The sequence below is a fragment of the Bacteroides sp. ZJ-18 genome, from assembly GCF_011038705.2.
Classification (GTDB): Bacteria; Bacteroidota; Bacteroidia; order Bacteroidales; family Bacteroidaceae; genus Bacteroides; species Bacteroides hominis.
This window is the reverse complement of the sequence record NZ_CP072198.1, coordinates 1253034-1270223: the sequence shown is the minus strand read 5'-3', so window position 1 is coordinate 1270223 and position 17190 is coordinate 1253034. Positions and strand designations below refer to the sequence as shown.

The window sequence follows — 17190 nt, the reverse complement described above, 5'->3', positions numbered from 1 at the left end:
AATGAATCAAACAGCCAACAAACGTCTACTTGCCCTCGATGTGTTGCGGGGTATCACTATCGCAGGAATGATTATGGTCAACAATCCCGGCAGCTGGAGCTACGTATATGCTCCCCTCGGACATGCGGCATGGATCGGTCTGACTCCGACCGACCTGGTCTTTCCTTTCTTCATGTTCATCATGGGCATTTCCACCTATATATCATTAAGAAAGTATAACTTCGAATTCAGTCATTCTGCGGCCTTGAAAATACTTAAAAGAACCATTGTGATCTTTGCCATCGGTTTGGGAATCGCATGGTTCTCCATGTTTTGCCACACTTGGAATTCACTATCCGGCGAAGATATTCCATTCTTCTCCCGTCTGGGGGAATCAGTCTGGACTTTCGGTCACATTCGCATCCTGGGTGTCATGCAGCGATTGGCCCTCTGCTACGGCGCAACGGCTATCATCGCTTTAATCATGAAGCATAAATACATCCCATACCTGATAGCCGCCTTGCTAATCGGTTACTTCATCATCCTGATCACCGGAAACGGATTTGAATACAACAGTACCAACATCCTGGCGGTGGTGGACCGTGCCGTATTGGGCGAGGCACATATGTACAAAGACAACGGCATCGATCCGGAAGGTGTATTAAGCACCATACCTTCGATAGCCCATGTGCTGATAGGCTTCTGCGTAGGCAAACTGCTGATGGAAGTAAAAGACATCAATGAAAAAATAGAACGCCTGTTCCTGGTTGGCACTATCCTCACCTTTGCGGGTTTCCTACTCAGCTACGGCTGTCCAATCAGCAAGAAGATCTGGTCACCGACATTCGCGATTGTCACTTGCGGACTGGCATCCAGTTTCCTGGCACTCCTCGTATGGATTATCGACGTAAAAGGTTATACACGATGGAGCCGGTTCTTCGAATCGTTCGGAGTCAACCCACTATTCATCTACGTGACCGGAGCCGTTCTCTCTATTCTGTTGGGCAACATACTGATACCTTATGACGGTCATACCATCAGCCTTCACGGATTTGTGTATAAGATCATCCTCCAACCCCTGCTCGGCGATTATCCCGGTTCTTTAGCATTCGCCATCTTATTCGTAGGGCTGAACTGGTGTATCGGATACATCCTGTATAAGAAAAAAATATATATAAAGATATGATACTAATAGCAGACAGTGGTTCTACTAAGACCGATTGGTGTGTAGTAGAGCATGGACAGTTAGTCCAGCAGATTTTTACGAAAGGCACTAACCCTTTCTTTCAGTCTGAAGAGGAAATCAGTAATGAAATAGCAACCGCCCTGATTCCTCAATTAAAGACAAACAAGTTCGAGACTGTTCACTTCTATGGAGCCGGTTGCGCTTTCCCCGACAAAATAGAAACGGTGCGCAAAGCCATAGCTGCGCATCTGCAAGTAAGCGGAGAGATTGAGGTCAGTACGGACATGCTTGCTGCCGCCAGGGGACTGTGTGGCCATCAACCGGGCATCGCCTGCATCATGGGCACAGGATCGAACTCTTGTTATTATGACGGTAAAAACATAGTCAGCAATGTATCGCCATTAGGATTTATTCTGGGTGACGAAGGCAGTGGGGCGGTTTTGGGTAAGCTGCTGGTAGGCGATATCCTTAAGAATCAAATGACTCCGGGACTTAAAGAAAAGTTCCTGGAACAATACAACCTGACGCCTGCCGAAATTATCGACCGGGTATATCGCCAACCGTTTCCAAATCGTTTCCTGGCAAGTTTCTCTCCATTCCTGGTCGAACACCTCGATGAACCGGCCATACGCGAACTGGTTCTGAACAGCTTTAAGAAGTTCCTGAAACGCAATGTAATGCAATACGACTACCAGCATGCCCGGGTCCATTTCATCGGTTCAGTAGCGTTCTACTACAAAGAATTACTATCGGAGGCGTGTAAGGCAATGGAGATTCACCTGGGAACGATTATCAAGAGTCCGATGGAAGGACTGATTAAATTTCACGAGTAACGTATACGAATTATAGAACAAAAACATGAATAGTAATATAGAAAAATCAGATAAAACATCCTTCGTCAAGATTTCCGAGCAACCCTCGCTCTACAGTGATCTTGAGAAGAAGTCGGTCCGCGAAATACTGGAAGATATCAATACCGAAGACCAAAAGGTGGCTCTTGCCGTACAGAAAGCTATTCCTCAAATTGAAAAGTTAGTCACACAGATTGTCCCCCGCATGAAACAGGGGGGACGCATCTTCTACATGGGGGCCGGAACCAGCGGACGCCTCGGGGTTCTCGATGCTTCAGAGATCCCTCCCACTTTCGGGATGCCTCCCACATTGATCATCGGGCTGATTGCAGGCGGAGATACCGCCTTGCGTAATCCGGTGGAAAATGCCGAAGACAATACCACCCGGGGGTGGGAAGAACTGACGGAACATAACATCAACAGTAAAGATACCGTCATCGGTATTGCAGCCTCAGGTACGACTCCCTATGTGATCGGAGCCATGCATGCGGCACGCGAGCACGGCATCCTCACCGGTTGCATCACCAGCAACCCGAACTCGCCGATGGCCGCAGAAGCCGATGTACCCATCGAAATGATCGTAGGCCCCGAATATGTAACAGGCAGTTCGCGCATGAAATCAGGAACAGGACAGAAGATGATTCTGAACATGATCACAACCTCGGTTATGATTCAACTGGGACGCGTGAAAGGCAACAAGATGGTCAATATGCAGCTTAGCAACCAGAAGTTAGTGGACCGCGGCACACGCATGATTGTCGAAGAACTCGGGTTAGAATATGACAAGGCTAAAGCACTGTTGCTGATGCACGGTTCCGTAAAAAAAGCGGTGGATGCATATAAAGCCGGATAACAAAACCGAACCCTCCTAAACTTACAATACCATGAATACGAAAAACAAAGTTCACTTCTCCCCCATCTCCCTGCAGGAAAGAAAAGGGACGAAATCTCTGCTCACCGCTTTGGCGCTTCTGTTCTGCAGCCTGCAAGCTGTCGCACAACCTCTGCCACGCGTTGCCCCCGAGCAAGTAGGCATGGATTCTCACCGTCTGTTGCATGCCGACGAGGCTATTCAGAAGGCGATCCTTAACAAAGAAATACCGGGGGCCGTACTCGCCGTGGTCCGTCATGGCAAAATGGCCTATCTCAAGGCTTATGGTAACCGGCGGATCTATCCCAATATAGAACCGATGGAGATAAATACCGTCTTCGATATGGCTTCTTGCAGCAAGCCGATGTCGACTGCTGTTTCTGCCATGATTCTGATTGAACGCGGACAACTGCGCCTACTCGATCGCGTCAACCTCTACCTGCCTGACTTCCGGGAATGGCAGGGAGAGAACGGAGAGAAACAGGACATCCGCATTGTAGACCTTATGACTCACACTTCGGGCCTTCCACCTTACGCACCGGTAGCCGAGTTACAGAAAGAGTACGGTTCACCCAATCCGGAAGGGCTCATGAAGTATATTTCCACTTGCAAACGTGACTTCAAGCCTCAAACGAATTTTCAGTATAGTTGCCTCAACTATATCACCTTGCAACATGTCATCGAAGTCATTACCGGACAAAACCTGCGGGACTTTGCCAAAGAGAATATCTTCAATGTCCTGGGCATGCAGCACACCGATTATCTGCCCACCGTACAGCAGAAAGACGGAAAGTGGATAAATACCGTAGATTACCCCTGGATGGATTTGATTGCACCTACCGAGAAGCAAAAAGACGGAAGTGTACTCTGCGGACAGGTGCACGATCCGTTGGCGCGCATCCTGAACGGAGGAATCTCCGGCAATGCAGGGGTCTTCTCGGACGCCAATGATATTGCCGTTCTCGCAGCTGCCTTGCTGAATGGGGGCGAATATAATGGTCGCCGTATTCTCAGCCCACTGGGGGTAAAAACCATGCGTACCGTTCCCCGCGAAGTAGCCGGACTGGGACGCACTCCGGGATGGGATGTCTTCTCAGCCTATGCCTCAAATCATGGCGACCTCTTCGGCCCGAACACCTTCGGGCACACAGGATATACGGGTACTTCCATCCTGATTGACCCAGATAACGACACGGCCGTCATCCTGCTCATCAACGCCGTGCATCCGGAAGACGGACACAGTGTAGTCCGCCTCCGTTCGCTGGTTGCCAATGCAGTAGCCGCTTCTATCTGCCCGCCCGCACAAGTATATACGGATCATTATTACAAACGTTTCCTGGAATTTGAAGCAGATGCTCCCATCGGGCCGAAGGATATCGTAATGGTGGGCAACAGCCTCACCGAAAACGGCGGAGACTGGAGCATACGCCTGAATAAAAAGAATATAAGAAACCGCGGAATCATCGGTGACGAAGCAATGGGAATTTACCAACGTCTTTTCCAGATATTGCCCGGCACTCCCCGGAAGATTTTCCTGATGGCAGGAATAAACGATGTGTCACACAACCTGAGTGCCGATAGTGTGGTAGAACTGGTTACTCTGGTCATAGACAAAATACGAACCGGATCACCATCCACCGAACTCTATCTGCAGAGCCTTTTACCCATTAACGAATCGTTCGGACGATACAAAACAATGACCGGTAAAACCGACCTGATACCCGAAATCAACAGTAAGTTGGAAGCACTTGCCAAAGACAGGAAAATACCTTTTATCAACCTTTTCCCTCTATTTACGGAGAAAGGTAGCAATGTGATGCGGAAAGAACTGACTACGGACGGACTCCATCTGACGGAGGAAGGCTACAAGATTTGGAGCAAAGCATTGAGAAGGGTGTGTCGAAACTCACCACAGAAGGCACAGAGTAAATTTTAAGCCATTGATTATCAATATTGATAATCTGTGGTGATCTGTGGTGAAAAGACTCTTGGCACAGCCCTTTCAAATATATTCTTTAAGTGCCGCCATATCTTCCAGCGTCACCACTTTCTTATTGATTGAAATCAGGCCCTCCTTCATCATCTTATTTATTTCTTTCGAAAGTGCAGGGCGGGTTACCCCCAGATATTCTGCCAACTGGACCTGATTATGCTCCAATATAGCCGTATTCGGAGAAGTCTTATGCTCCATGAAGTAATAAACCAAACGGCTGCGCAGCATCTTGTAAGAAAGAATCCTCAGACGGGTGACCGTACACTTGTTACAATTGCCTGTGACACACAGGAAACGGTGCAGTAAATCGGGTACGGAACTGATCAACTTAAAAACGGAAGTACGGGTAGCCATCAGCAAAACAGAATCTTCGCTGGCAGTAAACGTAGCAGGCAAGAGATTCTTATCGCCAAACAGATGGGGTGTGGCAAAAGCACGGGGAGCACGGATATCTTCTACCTTCACCAGATTTCCTGCCACATCAACGATATTGACCTCCAGTTCTCCCTTCAGCAATACATACAAATGATTGCAATAGGTGTCCTGCTTCAATACGACCTCTTTCCTGGCAACCTCGTACACCGAAAGTTCCAGTTCCAAAGGCAGCCGACGTTGCAAACTGACATCCATATCCTTAAATAAAGATATCTGCCACAAGATTTTTTGATATTCGTCTGTAAACTCTACTTTTACCACAATGCTTGTCTTTTTAGCAAAGATAGCATTTTCTCCCGTACCAATCCTACCACTTGGTAAATAAAATACGCGGATTGATGTTCAGTGTCAGCCATCCCCAGTCCTGCCAGCTCTTATGGCTGCCACCTTTTACAATGTCCATATATTTAGTTCCAAGCATGGTCGAATAACCGGCTGTCAGTTTTACATCTTTCATCAAAGTATAATCTACCTGCAAATCGAACTCCGATCCCAGACTGCGTCCTTCTTTACCGTCTGTGGCCGTTACGTCATAAGTCGTAGAAAAATGGTGATAATTCAGTGAGAACCCTATCTTTTGGGTCGGCTTGAAGTCAACACTGAGTATTTTGTCCCACAAACCTTTGTTATAAGCCGATGCATAAAAATAATCCATTCCTCCATAGAATTTATGATGTGTCCCGTAAAGCGGATCAAAAGTAGTTACCTTCTTACTGTCGGGATCTCCGCTCAGGTAGTCCGTGCCGAGGCTTACACTCCACTTTGGATCAATCTTATACCCGGCTTTCAAGCTGAACATATAAGCAGATACCTTCTTGTCGGCTTTGTTTTTACCCGACTGGTAATAGACGCTACCGTTCAGCAACCATGCCCCGGGTGTATACACCAGATAAGTACCCATCGTCTGCATATTAGCAGTTTTACCCTTTTCTTCCGTCCCTGTTTCAAATCCGGTATTCATAAAAAGCAGTGAAGCAGTGAAATCTTTAGCCCACCGGCCATTATACCATACCGTTTGCATGGTTTTATAAGGCTGTCCACCGGGAGCATAATAAGTGCCACCATAGGAGCGATCTTCATTATTCTGATTAAAAGCCAGTATCAAATGCAACTTGTGTATCTTGCTTTCATACCCCAATTTCAATGCATCGTGGAAGCGGCCTGCCACATTCCAGTCCAGTCCGCCAAGCAGACGCTCATCATCATACGAGAGTGGCTGACGCCCCAACTGCGCAAACAGGCCTTTTGAAAAATCAAGCCGTGCCCAAGCTTCGTGCAAAATAAACCGTCCGTTTTTATCGATCTGCGGATCCTGCCCCCACACCCCTACATGCTGTGCAGCAAGTTTCATTTGCAGGCGATCGCGCTGATAACCTAAGGATAGCCGTGCCCGCTCGTTGATAAAGAAAGTCGGACTTGCGCCTTCGGGACGGGGGTTCAACACTCCATTGCGGTATTCACCACGAGTACGTATTTGTGCATCAATTGTAAACTGATTCTCCTTTTGTTGCTGTGCAAAGGCGGACAGCGGTGCAAAAAGCATTGCTGCCCAGATTAGATTCGTGATTCTCATAACTCAATTAGTAATTAGTAGTTAGCGATTTATCAATTCAAATTATACGTATGTACGCTGGTTCCCTGTGCCGATGGCAGATAATTAATGCCATACCAACACATTTGCAGCAATGCAAAACAGATGAGGAGCCCGACAAGTGCCACACGTACTTTTTGCCGCCTGTTCATCCGGTAGTGGATATAACAGAGATAGCCTATCCACGTGGCTGCCGCCCAGGTTTCCTTCGGATCCCAACTCCAGTAATGCCCCCAGGCCTCTTTAGCCCACAAAGCTCCGAACAACATTCCCAATGTCATGAAGGATAGTCCTACATTGACCAAATTATCACACAGTTCCATCTCACGTTCTTCGGTAGCTTTTTTCTTGATCCAAAGCAGGTATACCGCCATAACGGCCGCTGCGCCCAACATAGCATAAGCAAACATATATACAATGACATGCGGTGCAAACCAAGGACTTTGCAAAGCAGGCATCAAGGTTTTATTATGTATCTCGGGTTTAAACAGGTTGATACAGATGAATACAAGCGAAAGAACAAAGCTGAAACTCAGAATCCACTTATATCGCCAGCGGCTATAAGTGATGATGCCCGCCAAAGGTAAAAAGAAAGAATACCACAATCGGGTTTCACCCATTGTACGCATCGGAGGCCGTTCCAATGAAATCCACATCCCAAGGATAAAAGCAAAAAAGACGGCCAGTCCTGCCAACGTGGCTGCATAAACAACAAACTGGCGTTTCTCTTTCCATGCGGCAACGGCACCGATAGCCCAACACAGAAGAGCTGCCATGGCAAATATCACAAAATGATCCCAACTCATACGTTGTCCTCCTTTCTTTTCTGTGACAGGGCGAACAGGCAGACAGCTCCGGCTATCATCATCCAGATACCAGTATAAACCACCGGTAACCACGGATCACGAACCAGTTCAAACACGCTTATATCGCTCCAGCGACCTTTCGACTCGTCATAACTTAACTGATATATTTTCCATCCCTCCAACTCAAAAGATTTATTTACCTCAATCGTGGCCGAATCACGGCGTCCCGACTCTGTATAAACTTTCACCTCGGATGCAAAACGGCGAGGTTCACGCTCGGGCATTACCAAACTGGTCTGATCGTCAAGACGGATAGCCTTATAAGGAAACATAAAACTGCCACAACTCACCCATCCTTCATGTTTCCGGCCTGTTTTATCATTCACTGCCGTCAGATAGACAGCATAAGCAGCTCCCATTGAAGGAAAGTCCACAAAGTTCAAAGTATCCTGAGTCGCTACACTGGCTGCCAAAGGGAGTTTCTTCTCTATGTGGATTTCCCAATCAAGCAAATGCCCGGCACGAAAATCATCTTCAATCAGCAGGTTTTCCGGCTTCCCGACCGGCAGTGCTTTACCTGTTTCATTGTCAATCAACATCAATTTCGGGGGATATTCATCGATCGTAAAGTTCTGAAGCTCGATAGCCAAAGGCAGCTCCCGCATTTTCTGATTTTCATCGGAAGCCCGCCATTCGGCTTGTCCTATCTTTGTAGTCATATGCAGACGCTCCATATCGGCATTTCCCAATACAGCTCCGGTCAGTGCAAGGAAAAGTCCCAGATGGTTCAGCACAAAAGGAACGTCCCGCCAATGGAAATGATGAATCCGCCGAATGGTGGTCAACCCCAACAAAGTGACCATCCAGAGGAACAACAGCACAAACGAACAGGCGGACAACATTTGCGAAAATCCCAGCCAGTTTTCAATACCGGACAAAGGTATATCGGACTTCACCTGGCGGATCAGTCCCATCACTACAGTGAGCACAGCCACTGACACCATGGATGAAACGACAGCCTGACAGCTCCCCATCCACCGGATAAAATAACTCTTTTGTGAAAAGGTGTAGGCCGATAACAAGATAACGACATATAGCAACCCTACACACACATTCACAGGGTAAGAAAGAATGGAAAGCGTGCACTTCCCCAACGTCATTTGCAGGAAAATGCCTGTCAGAAAAAGTCCGCCACAGATGGCGAACCCTTCTTTATATCCCCAAGGTTTCTGCCACATAGTTTACAGTTTAGCCAGACGACCGTTAGCCTTCGCTTTCTCCAACCATTCGGGTACTACTGTTTTCAGGAATTTATCTTTCGCTTCACGCTCTTTCTGCATATCGAGACCGATATACTGCTGCGCTTTCTCTTTAGTCGAAATATCAGGCATCGGCACATCGGCTGTATAGCCATGCTGAGCCAACACTTTTGAGATGGCAAGACGGGCCTGCAAAGCTTTATCAAGTCCGTGTCCCAGAATGCGCTGTATCTCTTGCGGAGCATGGAACGCACCACCGTGTGAAGCCACACCGAAATCCCATCTCCACTGGGCCTGGCGAATCAACTTCAACGCCTCTGCCATCTGAGTATCCGTCGCACCTTTATCCCAGGCGAATTTAGCTTCAATATGCGCTTTAGCCAACTCCTGTTCCAGACGGCCACGAATTTCATTCGCTTTACGCTGACGGTCATATACATTATTCCGCAATGTCTCTTCGCTCTCACGATGACAAACCTGACAAGTCCGGTCGATCATAGCTAACGGACTCTGAATGTGGTGATCGCTGAATTTCATGCCTCCCTCGCTTTTGTAGGGCATATGACAATCGGCGCACGACACTCCGCGTTGGGCATGAATTCCCATCTGAGAGATCTCGTAGTCCGGATGTTGTGCTTTCAGTATACGGGCTTTGCTCAGTGCATGTGTATAATCGGCAAAGTCGGCCTCGTCATAGTAGGCTTCCATATCTTCTACCGAAAATCCTTTATCCCAAGGGAAAGTCAGGTATTTGCCATCTCCCTTGAAATAATATTCCACGTGGCATTGTGCGCATACCAACGAACGCATTTCCTGCGGAGTCGCTTTGTCTATATCTTTTCCCTGGCGGGCAAAAGCCTCCCGTAAAGCCGGACGGCTGATATGCAATTTCATATTTGTCGGTTCATGACAATCGGCGCAACCTATCGGATTGACGATCTCACTACCGAAAGCTCCCCACTTATTATTATAGAACGAATCCACTCCAATAGCTTCCATCATGCGAGGAACGTCCGGACTCTTACAAGTCCAGCAGGTAGAAGGTTGCGGCCCGCTTTTATCATCCATCGGCGCACCGGTACGGAGTGAATGTGTAATGTCCTCAATAGCATGCATATGTCCCCTCGGAGTCGAATAATCTTTTGAGAATGCATAGCCGGCCCAAAGCACCACCATCTCGGGACGTTGTGCAAGTACATCTACCGCTTCGTTACCGTTAAATTCACTCTTGAAATCGGTCTTAGCCGTTTCTTTCCATGTTTCATACTCACGTGGGTAGTTATCCCCAAACACTTCGTTTCGTGGTTCTATTCCGGTAATTTCCACCCGTTTGTTATTGAAAACGCTTACCGTCTCTGCCCGGCGTTCCATCAGCGCCGAGACAACAAGCCCAAGCACAAAAACGACTACCATCGCTCCGCAGAACAACAACCATCCTTGCCATGATTTCAGTTTCTTTTCCATAATTCTGTTATCTTGATTTTCTATATTATTCGATCATTTTTTTCAACCATTCCGGTGTAGGAGAATCCGGATAAGGGACTAACGCATTAGGAGTGGATGCGACACTGTTACTTCCTCCATGCGGTACGTCCCGATGACAGTCCCAACAAGCTTTCCCTTCACCTACCTGAGACATCATATAATCTATCCGTCCTGTACTTACAAATTCAGTGTTCAGTTGTGTATGACAACGAATACAATTATTCATAATCACCTCCGAGCTTTCACCATTGGCACGAACCACATCTTTTTCTCCATGGGTGAGGAATACGGCAACATGACGCATACCGTCCATTCCCTTGAATACCCATTTCTTCACTGCATTTTCGTGTGGTACATGACAGTCATTGCATGTAGCATTCCTGCTATGCGAACTATGAAACCACGTCGCATAATACGGTCCCATGATATGGCAATTAACACAAGCAGCCGGATCATCGGTCAGATAGGTATGTGCCCGAAGCATATAAAGGGTCAGAGCCCCTCCACCTACAATCACACCTGTTATAATGATCGCAAGTACTCTCCACTTACGCGAAGGGAGTAACCATTGGATATATTCTTTTACCTTCATAGTATGTATGCTATGTATTTATGCAAAGAAAGGGATTTCCATTTAAAAAGAATGTAATCCAGATTACATTTGCGAAAGAAAAATAACCCATGCTAAAAAAACAAAAGATAAACAAGGGAGAGATAAGGCAGGGGCTTCTTAATAATCTGGACAGGGCTGATTCATTTTCTTACACTTACCGGATATTGTTTTAATAACAAGTTTCAAGACGTGGGTACGGTGAAAAGACTTTTCCATATACTTCAACCCCACCTTTTTATCTTCCGGAGAATATTTATCAAGCAGAAGTTCCAATGCCTTTCGCTTCTCAGTTTCTTCTAACTGACAAATCATAGTCCCATTAATCACGATACTTTCATACTCGGTACTAAATTGATTGGAAACAACGCGCGTGCGTCCTACCACGCAAAACGATGCCTGATTACAGTCTTGAAGTATACAAAGCTTACGCCCTTCGGGAGCACAATGAAAATAGATAGACTGTTGTTTATCCCATACATAATTAATGGGAATGCCATAAACACCTTCTTCAGGTGAAGAAATAGATAACACTCCGTATTCTCCATTTTCAAGTAAACTCATTGCTTCGTCTTCCGATAAAAGGCGGTCCTTCCGTCGGATTAAATCGTTGATATATTCCATTCTATCAAAATTTAAAAAGTAATATCAATTATTATTTTTACAAAATTTGTTACCTTTACCTTCCGAATAAGCAAAAATATAAAGATGAGACAATATTTACTAAATATAATACTGTTATTTTTAGGATTCACTATCATTTATTCTTGTTCACAGCATCAACAAATAAACAGAACCATCTTTCTGGCAGATTCCATTATGGAATATCAACCCGATAGTGCGTTTAAATTATTAAAAACAATAAATCAAACAGATTTATCTGTTTCAGAAAACGCAAAATACGCATTATTATTAGCACAAGCACAGGATAAAACCGGCTATCAATTAATCAACGATTCATTAATTTTGATTGCTATAAACCATTATGATCACTTATCAAAAGACAACAATAAAGCAAAAGCATACTTTTATTTAGGACGCTTTTATCAAAACAATAATGATTATGCAAAAGCCATTAACTCATATCTCATTGCAGAAAAAGCAACATCAGACCATGACACATTATTAACTTTGATATACGATAATTTGGGTACATGCTATAAAAACCAAGATTTTTATGACAAAGCTTTAGAAGTATATAAAGACGCATACTACATTTATAAACAATACAATAGCAAGAATATCCTATATCCACTTCGAGGAATGGCAAGCATATATGCTATTCAAGAACAGTTTGAGAAAGCTCTTAAATATTACCAAACAGCTCTCACCATTGCATCAAGTACCAATGACTCTACATGGCAGTCTATCTTATTTTGTGATATTTCCCGGATTTATGACAATGAAAACCTCTATGAAGCGGCATATAGTTATATAGTACGCTCTATTCAATATGCTCCACGCAGTAGCGATCTATCTGCCATGTATTTTTGGAAAGGAGAAATATTACACAATCTGAATCAATTGGATTCTGCTTTTTACTATATCAATTTAGCTAAAAAAAGTTCAGACTTAAATACACAGGCATCGGCATACCAAGCTCTATATGAAATAAAAAAAGAACAAGGAGAATTAAATGATGCAATTCTATACAATGACACGTCTCTCATTCTATATGATTCTATACAAGATTTAAACCATAGTGCAGAAATAAGTCACATACTAAAGCAACATGCGACAGAGACATTACAACAGGCCGAAGTTATAAAACGGCAAAAGCATGCAGCTTTTCTTATTGTAACTACATTATTACTCATTGCGTGTATCACATTTATCTTTCTTTATAAAGATAATAAAAGAAAAAAAGTATACATTAAAATACAATGTGAATTAAGAAATAACCAAATAGAGAAAGATGAATTAAAAGAGAAAATCAAAACGCTGATTGATAGTAATACATATATTGCGGAAAGGAATAAAGAATTGAAAAAAGAAGAACTAAAGCAGCAACAAGTTGAATTATGGAGAAGAACACTTCAAATATGTACACGACTGTTTCATACTTCCACATCATATAAAAAATTACATGCAATAGAAACAGCCAAATTTAAAAAAGAAAAAGAAGAAAAACAGAAAGAAATTAATTCCATACAGAAAGAGATAAACGAAGTTTTCATCGAAGCAATTCAGGATTTACGAGAACAATATCCAAAACTAACACAAGAAAACCTCTTCTATTGCATTCTACAATATTTGCGTCTATCTACCTCTACAATCAAATTTTGTATGAGAGTTGAAAGTAACCAGGCACTCACCCAAAGAAAGTATCGCATAAAAAAACAAATCAGTCCCCAGACTTTTTCTATAATTTTTAATGAGAACTCTCCTTCAGAAAGAATTTTATGACCTTTTATCATACGGTTCCGCCTCCTTGTTATATCAAAATTCATAAACCACTGATTATCAGTGATCATAAATCCTTCAATTGTTATCTCACATCAGTATCATCACTTGGGCATTGGACTATCTTTGCAGAAACATAAATTCATTTATCATGAAAAAGTTAACCTGTCTAATTACCCTATTCTTATTCATTAGTGTTGGCTATATAAATGCAGAAACAATGGCCTCAAGAAAGAAAATTAAAATGAAAGTAGAAACTCAGCACCATCAACGTTCTCTGCCCCCACCTTGTCCCGCAGAAGCTTTTATCTGTGGAAATACGGTTGATCTTATTTTCAGAGAAATAAATAAAACTGCAGTTGTCACAATTATGAATTTAGATACGGGAGAAGCCATTCATTACAATGTTTCAACAAACGATTGTAGTATCTCTATAGATTTAGGCAACAATCAAAGTGAATCAAACTATAATATTGAATTAATACTGGATAACAGAGCATATACCGGAGAATTTACAACAAATGAAATCTGAGATTTTATTTTTAAATAATAACAAGCTCTTTCTCTCAAAGAGCATAAATCTTTATTATATATGAAAACCATATCTAAATTATTTTTGCTATTTTCAATTATTCTACTTTCATCATGTGATGAAACAGAATTGGATCAAACGGTGACTAATCAAGTAAATCCGCAAAAAGAAGAAGATTCCAGAATTGTATTCAATAGTGCAAAAGAGTTTTATAACACCCTTGACACACTATCTTACATGACTTATGAAGAACAAACAGAATGGGTTCGTGCCTCGGGTATTAAATATCCGCTATATACAGACCTTGAATTTTGCGAAGATGAAATCATGGCAGAAATGCCGAGAGCATTTCAAGCACTATTCAACCATAAAATGGAAATGCAAATAAATGATACCATAATTGCATTTGAAAAAGGAAATATGTACGTGAAATCAATTAAAGGAAAGACATTGACTGTCCCACTTTTATATGGGCAAGTAGGAGTTAACCAAGAAGAATCAGAAATAACAACAAGAGCGATATACAAAACACAATATGGAAAGATTGGGACATCATATCAACATGAATTTAAAATACCAGGATCCAAATTCAGATACAAATATGTCCATGAACTTAAATCGGTCATTATTCGCGAAAACCTCCCACCCCATACCACATGGAGTAATCTTTTCTTGGTTTTAAAGTTAGAATGGAAAGGTAAGAAGAAATGGAAAGTTGCAGAAAAAGAAGAAAGGAACATCTCCATAAACTTCAATGTGTGTAAACGTAACTTAGGAAAAGTAAAACTCAATCAAGAGATCCGCATAGACGTTCAAAACACAACCTCCCAATCGCACTCCATAAATATAGAAGGTTATATTATTCATGAAGTAGTCGGAATACCAAGCACTAAAATGTATAATGGATGGAGTTACCCATTAGTAGAATGGCAACCTCAATAAAAAGTCTGCCACACAGTAAGAATATCATAAAACAAACCCTAAAATAACCTCTCCTGATTATTGCATTAATAATCAGGAGAGATTAATCATATCCTATTCATTTACAATTTTTTGTAATTGTATATCGAAAATCAAAGTCGAATATCCTGGAATATCTCTATCCCCTTTTTCACCATACCCCATTTCATAAGGCAAATATATAGTCCAGTGTTGTCCTACACGCATCCGTTGTAGAGTCTCTCCCCAACCACTAATGACAGATATATACTTTGAAGTTTGTGTAGTACTCTTAAATGGATCTACATAACACTTCAAAGGTACATCAAAGTCAAGATTCGGCTGACTACCAGTAAAATTACCATCAAAAGATTCCCCAAAAATATAATAACCACGATAGAATACTTCGACAGAATCCGTATAAAGAGGTTTATCGCCCAATTGTCTATCAGCAGGTGTTTTATCTTTATAGTAAATTCGCAACTTAGGATTTATTTCCGGTGCAAAAGCTTTCAGCTCGGGATCCTTCTTGTCATCAAATACCGCCTTCAAAGAATCAATATATCCTTCATTACGTGCCCTCCAATTATCAAACTTTGTAGCTTCTTTCGTCTCTTCACAAGAAACAAAGATAAGGGCCAGTAACAGCAACGGTAATAAATAGATTTTTTTGTTCATTCGCTAAAGAGTTATTGGATTGTTTTCAACAACGAGGTAATACTTACCCGGTCGGCAATGATATTATTCAATTCAGAGATTGCCACACGTTCCTGCTCCATAGTGTCGCGGTTACGCAGTGTCACACAATTGTCTTCCAATGTCTGATGGTCAACAGTCACACAGTACGGGGTACCGATGGCATCCTGACGACGGTAACGTTTACCGATACTGTCTTTTTCATCATACTGGCAATGGAAGTGGAACTTAAGATTGTCAATGATCTCACGAGCCTTTTCAGGCAGTCCGTCTTTCTTTACCAACGGCATTACAGCCAACTTCACGGGTGCCAATGCAGCAGGCAATTTCAATACGATACGACTTTCACCGTTCTCCAGCTGTTCTTCACAATAAGCGGCAGACATAATGCTGAGGAACATACGGTCGACACCGATCGAAGTTTCGATTACGTACGGAGTGTACGATTCATTCAACTCGGGATCAAAATATTTAATGCTCTTTCCGGAGAACTTCTCGTGCTGGGAAAGATCGAAATTAGTACGAGAGTGAATACCTTCTACTTCTTTGAAACCGAATGGCATCAGGAACTCAATATCGGTGGCGGCATTCGCGTAGTGAGCCAATTTATCGTGATCGTGGAAACGATAATGATCATCGCCAAAACCAAGTGCCTTGTGCCACTTCAAACGAATTTCTTTCCATTTCTTGAAATATTCCAATTCGCTGCCCGGACGAACGAAGAACTGCATCTCCATCTGTTCGAACTCACGCATGCGGAAGATAAACTGACGGGCTACAATTTCGTTACGGAAAGCTTTACCGATCTGAGCGATACCAAAAGGAACTTTCATACGACCGGTCTTCTGTACATTCAGGTAGTTTACGAAAATACCTTGCGCAGTTTCCGGACGAAGATAAATTTTCATGGCTCCATCGGCAGTAGACCCCATATCGGTAGAAAACATCAGATTAAACTGGCGGACTTCCGTCCAGTTCTTGGTCCCGGAAATAGGACATGCTATTTCTTCGTCGATAATGATCTGGCGAAGTTCTTCCAGATTGTTATCATTCAGTGCTTTTGCAAAACGTTCGTGCAATGCATCACGCTTTGCCTGATGTTCAAGAACACGGCCATTCGTGCTGCGGAATTGGGCTTCATCGAAAGCTTCGCCAAATCTCTTGGCAGCCTTGGCTACTTCCTTATTAATTTTATCGTCGTACTTAGCCAGTTGATCCTCGATCAGTACATCGGCACGATAGCGTTTTTTAGAGTCTTTGTTGTCAATCAACGGATCATTGAATGCATCCACATGTCCGGAAGCCTTCCAGATGGTAGGGTGCATAAAAATTGCAGAGTCAATGCCGACAATGTTTTCGTGCAGCAGCACCATGCTGTCCCACCAGTATTTTTTAATATTGTTTTTCAGTTCAACACCCATCTGTCCGTAGTCATACACTGCGCCCAATCCGTCGTAGATATCGCTTGAGGGGAACACAAAACCGTATTCTTTGCAATGTGATACTAACTTCTTAAAAACATCTTCTTGTGCCATCGTCTTATTTTCAATTTAG

General features: G+C 43.2%; 16 protein-coding genes. 7 read left to right on the top strand and 9 right to left on the bottom strand.

The window, feature by feature from the left end; translation table 11 throughout:
- Position 1: 1 nt before the first annotated feature.
- From G7Y45_RS05055 to G7Y45_RS05040, 4 genes are read left to right on the top strand one after another with little or no spacing between them, the layout of a single operon-like run.
- Positions 2-1165 (top strand): acyltransferase family protein, encoded by a 1164-nt coding sequence (locus G7Y45_RS05055; RefSeq protein ID WP_005779079.1) that lies wholly within the window; start codon positions 2-4, stop codon positions 1163-1165.
- Entirely contained in the window at positions 1162-1998 is an 837-nt protein-coding gene (locus tag G7Y45_RS05050) for a BadF/BadG/BcrA/BcrD ATPase family protein (RefSeq protein WP_005779081.1), read from the top strand. Before G7Y45_RS05055 ends, G7Y45_RS05050 begins: the two co-directional genes overlap by 4 nt.
- Before the next feature lie 25 nt (positions 1999-2023).
- Positions 2024-2869 carry an N-acetylmuramic acid 6-phosphate etherase gene (gene murQ, locus G7Y45_RS05045; protein ID WP_005811927.1) on the top strand — a complete coding sequence of 282 codons (846 nt, stop codon included), beginning with the start codon at positions 2024-2026 and terminating at the stop codon, positions 2867-2869.
- Between the two features lie 31 nt (positions 2870-2900).
- The gene (locus G7Y45_RS05040) at positions 2901-4823 is read left to right on the top strand and encodes a serine hydrolase (protein WP_032540339.1); all 1923 of its coding nucleotides are present in this window, start codon (positions 2901-2903) and stop codon (positions 4821-4823) included.
- A gap of 66 nt (positions 4824-4889) precedes the next feature.
- On the opposite strand, the gene G7Y45_RS05035 is transcribed toward G7Y45_RS05040, so the two are convergent.
- The 7 genes from G7Y45_RS05035 to G7Y45_RS05005 all read right to left on the bottom strand — a co-directional run bounded on the left by G7Y45_RS05035 (position 4890) and on the right by G7Y45_RS05005 (position 11690).
- The gene (locus tag G7Y45_RS05035; RefSeq protein ID WP_005822874.1) at positions 4890-5576 is read right to left on the bottom strand and encodes a Crp/Fnr family transcriptional regulator; all 687 of its coding nucleotides are present in this window, start codon (positions 5574-5576) and stop codon (positions 4890-4892) included.
- Between the two features lie 46 nt (positions 5577-5622).
- Positions 5623-6888, bottom strand: coding sequence for an alginate export family protein (locus G7Y45_RS05030; protein WP_032540340.1), 1266 nt, complete (start codon positions 6886-6888; stop codon positions 5623-5625).
- 32 nt (positions 6889-6920) lie between these two features.
- Positions 6921-7712: a cytochrome c biogenesis protein CcsA gene (gene ccsA / locus G7Y45_RS05025; protein WP_005811936.1), complete on the bottom strand. Its 792-nt coding sequence runs from the start codon at positions 7710-7712 to the stop codon at positions 6921-6923.
- Positions 7709-8950: a cytochrome c biogenesis protein ResB gene (locus tag G7Y45_RS05020; protein WP_165014840.1), complete on the bottom strand. Its 1242-nt coding sequence runs from the start codon at positions 8948-8950 to the stop codon at positions 7709-7711. Before G7Y45_RS05020 ends, ccsA begins: the two co-directional genes overlap by 4 nt.
- 3 nt (positions 8951-8953) lie before the next feature.
- A complete protein-coding gene (gene nrfA, locus G7Y45_RS05015; protein WP_005811939.1) occupies positions 8954-10435 on the bottom strand; it encodes an ammonia-forming cytochrome c nitrite reductase in 1482 nt (493 codons plus the stop codon).
- Positions 10436-10460: 25 nt separating this feature from the next.
- Positions 10461-11048 carry a cytochrome c nitrite reductase small subunit gene (gene nrfH, locus G7Y45_RS05010; RefSeq protein ID WP_005779097.1) on the bottom strand — a complete coding sequence of 196 codons (588 nt, stop codon included), beginning with the start codon at positions 11046-11048 and terminating at the stop codon, positions 10461-10463.
- A 138-nt stretch (positions 11049-11186) separates the two neighbouring features.
- Positions 11187-11690, bottom strand: a complete 504-nt coding sequence (locus G7Y45_RS05005) for a pyridoxamine 5'-phosphate oxidase family protein (RefSeq protein ID WP_005811941.1) — start codon at positions 11688-11690, stop codon at positions 11187-11189.
- Positions 11691-11774: 84 nt separating this feature from the next.
- Between G7Y45_RS05005 and G7Y45_RS05000 the strand changes: the two genes are divergently transcribed.
- The 3 genes from G7Y45_RS05000 (at position 11775) to G7Y45_RS04990 (ending at position 14943) form a co-directional block, all read left to right on the top strand.
- A complete protein-coding gene (locus G7Y45_RS05000) occupies positions 11775-13472 on the top strand; it encodes a lipopolysaccharide assembly protein LapB (protein ID WP_165014843.1) in 1698 nt (565 codons plus the stop codon).
- 148 nt (positions 13473-13620) lie between these two features.
- Positions 13621-14001 carry a DUF3244 domain-containing protein gene (locus G7Y45_RS04995; RefSeq protein WP_005811944.1) on the top strand — a complete coding sequence of 127 codons (381 nt, stop codon included), beginning with the start codon at positions 13621-13623 and terminating at the stop codon, positions 13999-14001.
- Between the two features lie 60 nt (positions 14002-14061).
- Complete coding sequence (locus G7Y45_RS04990; RefSeq protein WP_005811945.1) at positions 14062-14943, top strand: hypothetical protein; 882 nt, start codon at positions 14062-14064, stop codon at positions 14941-14943.
- Positions 14944-15036: 93 nt separating this feature from the next.
- On the opposite strand, the gene G7Y45_RS04985 is transcribed toward G7Y45_RS04990, so the two are convergent.
- Both G7Y45_RS04985 and G7Y45_RS04980 read right to left on the bottom strand, forming a co-directional pair.
- A complete protein-coding gene (locus tag G7Y45_RS04985; protein ID WP_165014846.1) occupies positions 15037-15618 on the bottom strand; it encodes an FKBP-type peptidyl-prolyl cis-trans isomerase in 582 nt (193 codons plus the stop codon).
- Positions 15619-15629: 11 nt separating this feature from the next.
- Positions 15630-17171 (bottom strand): glycine--tRNA ligase, encoded by a 1542-nt coding sequence (locus G7Y45_RS04980; protein WP_005779103.1) that lies wholly within the window; start codon positions 17169-17171, stop codon positions 15630-15632.
- Between the last annotated feature and the right edge of the window lie 19 nt (positions 17172-17190).

What these genes read in the sequence shown, in the direction of transcription:
- G7Y45_RS05055 (WP_005779079.1), top strand. Translation starts at nt 2, where the DNA reads ATGAATCAAACAGCCAACAAACGTCTACTTGCCCTCGATGTGTTGCGG.
- G7Y45_RS05050 (WP_005779081.1), top strand. Translation starts at nt 1,162, where the DNA reads ATGATACTAATAGCAGACAGTGGTTCTACTAAGACCGATTGGTGTGTA.
- murQ (WP_005811927.1), top strand. Translation starts at nt 2,024, where the DNA reads ATGAATAGTAATATAGAAAAATCAGATAAAACATCCTTCGTCAAGATT.
- G7Y45_RS05040 (WP_032540339.1), top strand. Translation starts at nt 2,901, where the DNA reads ATGAATACGAAAAACAAAGTTCACTTCTCCCCCATCTCCCTGCAGGAA.
- G7Y45_RS05030 (WP_032540340.1), bottom strand. Translation starts at nt 6,888, where the DNA reads ATGAGAATCACGAATCTAATCTGGGCAGCAATGCTTTTTGCACCGCTG.
- ccsA (WP_005811936.1), bottom strand. Translation starts at nt 7,712, where the DNA reads ATGAGTTGGGATCATTTTGTGATATTTGCCATGGCAGCTCTTCTGTGT.
- G7Y45_RS05020 (WP_165014840.1), bottom strand. Translation starts at nt 8,950, where the DNA reads ATGTGGCAGAAACCTTGGGGATATAAAGAAGGGTTCGCCATCTGTGGC.
- nrfA (WP_005811939.1), bottom strand. Translation starts at nt 10,435, where the DNA reads ATGGAAAAGAAACTGAAATCATGGCAAGGATGGTTGTTGTTCTGCGGA.
- nrfH (WP_005779097.1), bottom strand. Translation starts at nt 11,048, where the DNA reads ATGAAGGTAAAAGAATATATCCAATGGTTACTCCCTTCGCGTAAGTGG.
- G7Y45_RS05005 (WP_005811941.1), bottom strand. Translation starts at nt 11,690, where the DNA reads ATGGAATATATCAACGATTTAATCCGACGGAAGGACCGCCTTTTATCG.
- G7Y45_RS05000 (WP_165014843.1), top strand. Translation starts at nt 11,775, where the DNA reads ATGAGACAATATTTACTAAATATAATACTGTTATTTTTAGGATTCACT.
- G7Y45_RS04995 (WP_005811944.1), top strand. Translation starts at nt 13,621, where the DNA reads ATGAAAAAGTTAACCTGTCTAATTACCCTATTCTTATTCATTAGTGTT.
- G7Y45_RS04990 (WP_005811945.1), top strand. Translation starts at nt 14,062, where the DNA reads ATGAAAACCATATCTAAATTATTTTTGCTATTTTCAATTATTCTACTT.
- G7Y45_RS04985 (WP_165014846.1), bottom strand. Translation starts at nt 15,618, where the DNA reads ATGAACAAAAAAATCTATTTATTACCGTTGCTGTTACTGGCCCTTATC.
- G7Y45_RS04980 (WP_005779103.1), bottom strand. Translation starts at nt 17,171, where the DNA reads ATGGCACAAGAAGATGTTTTTAAGAAGTTAGTATCACATTGCAAAGAA.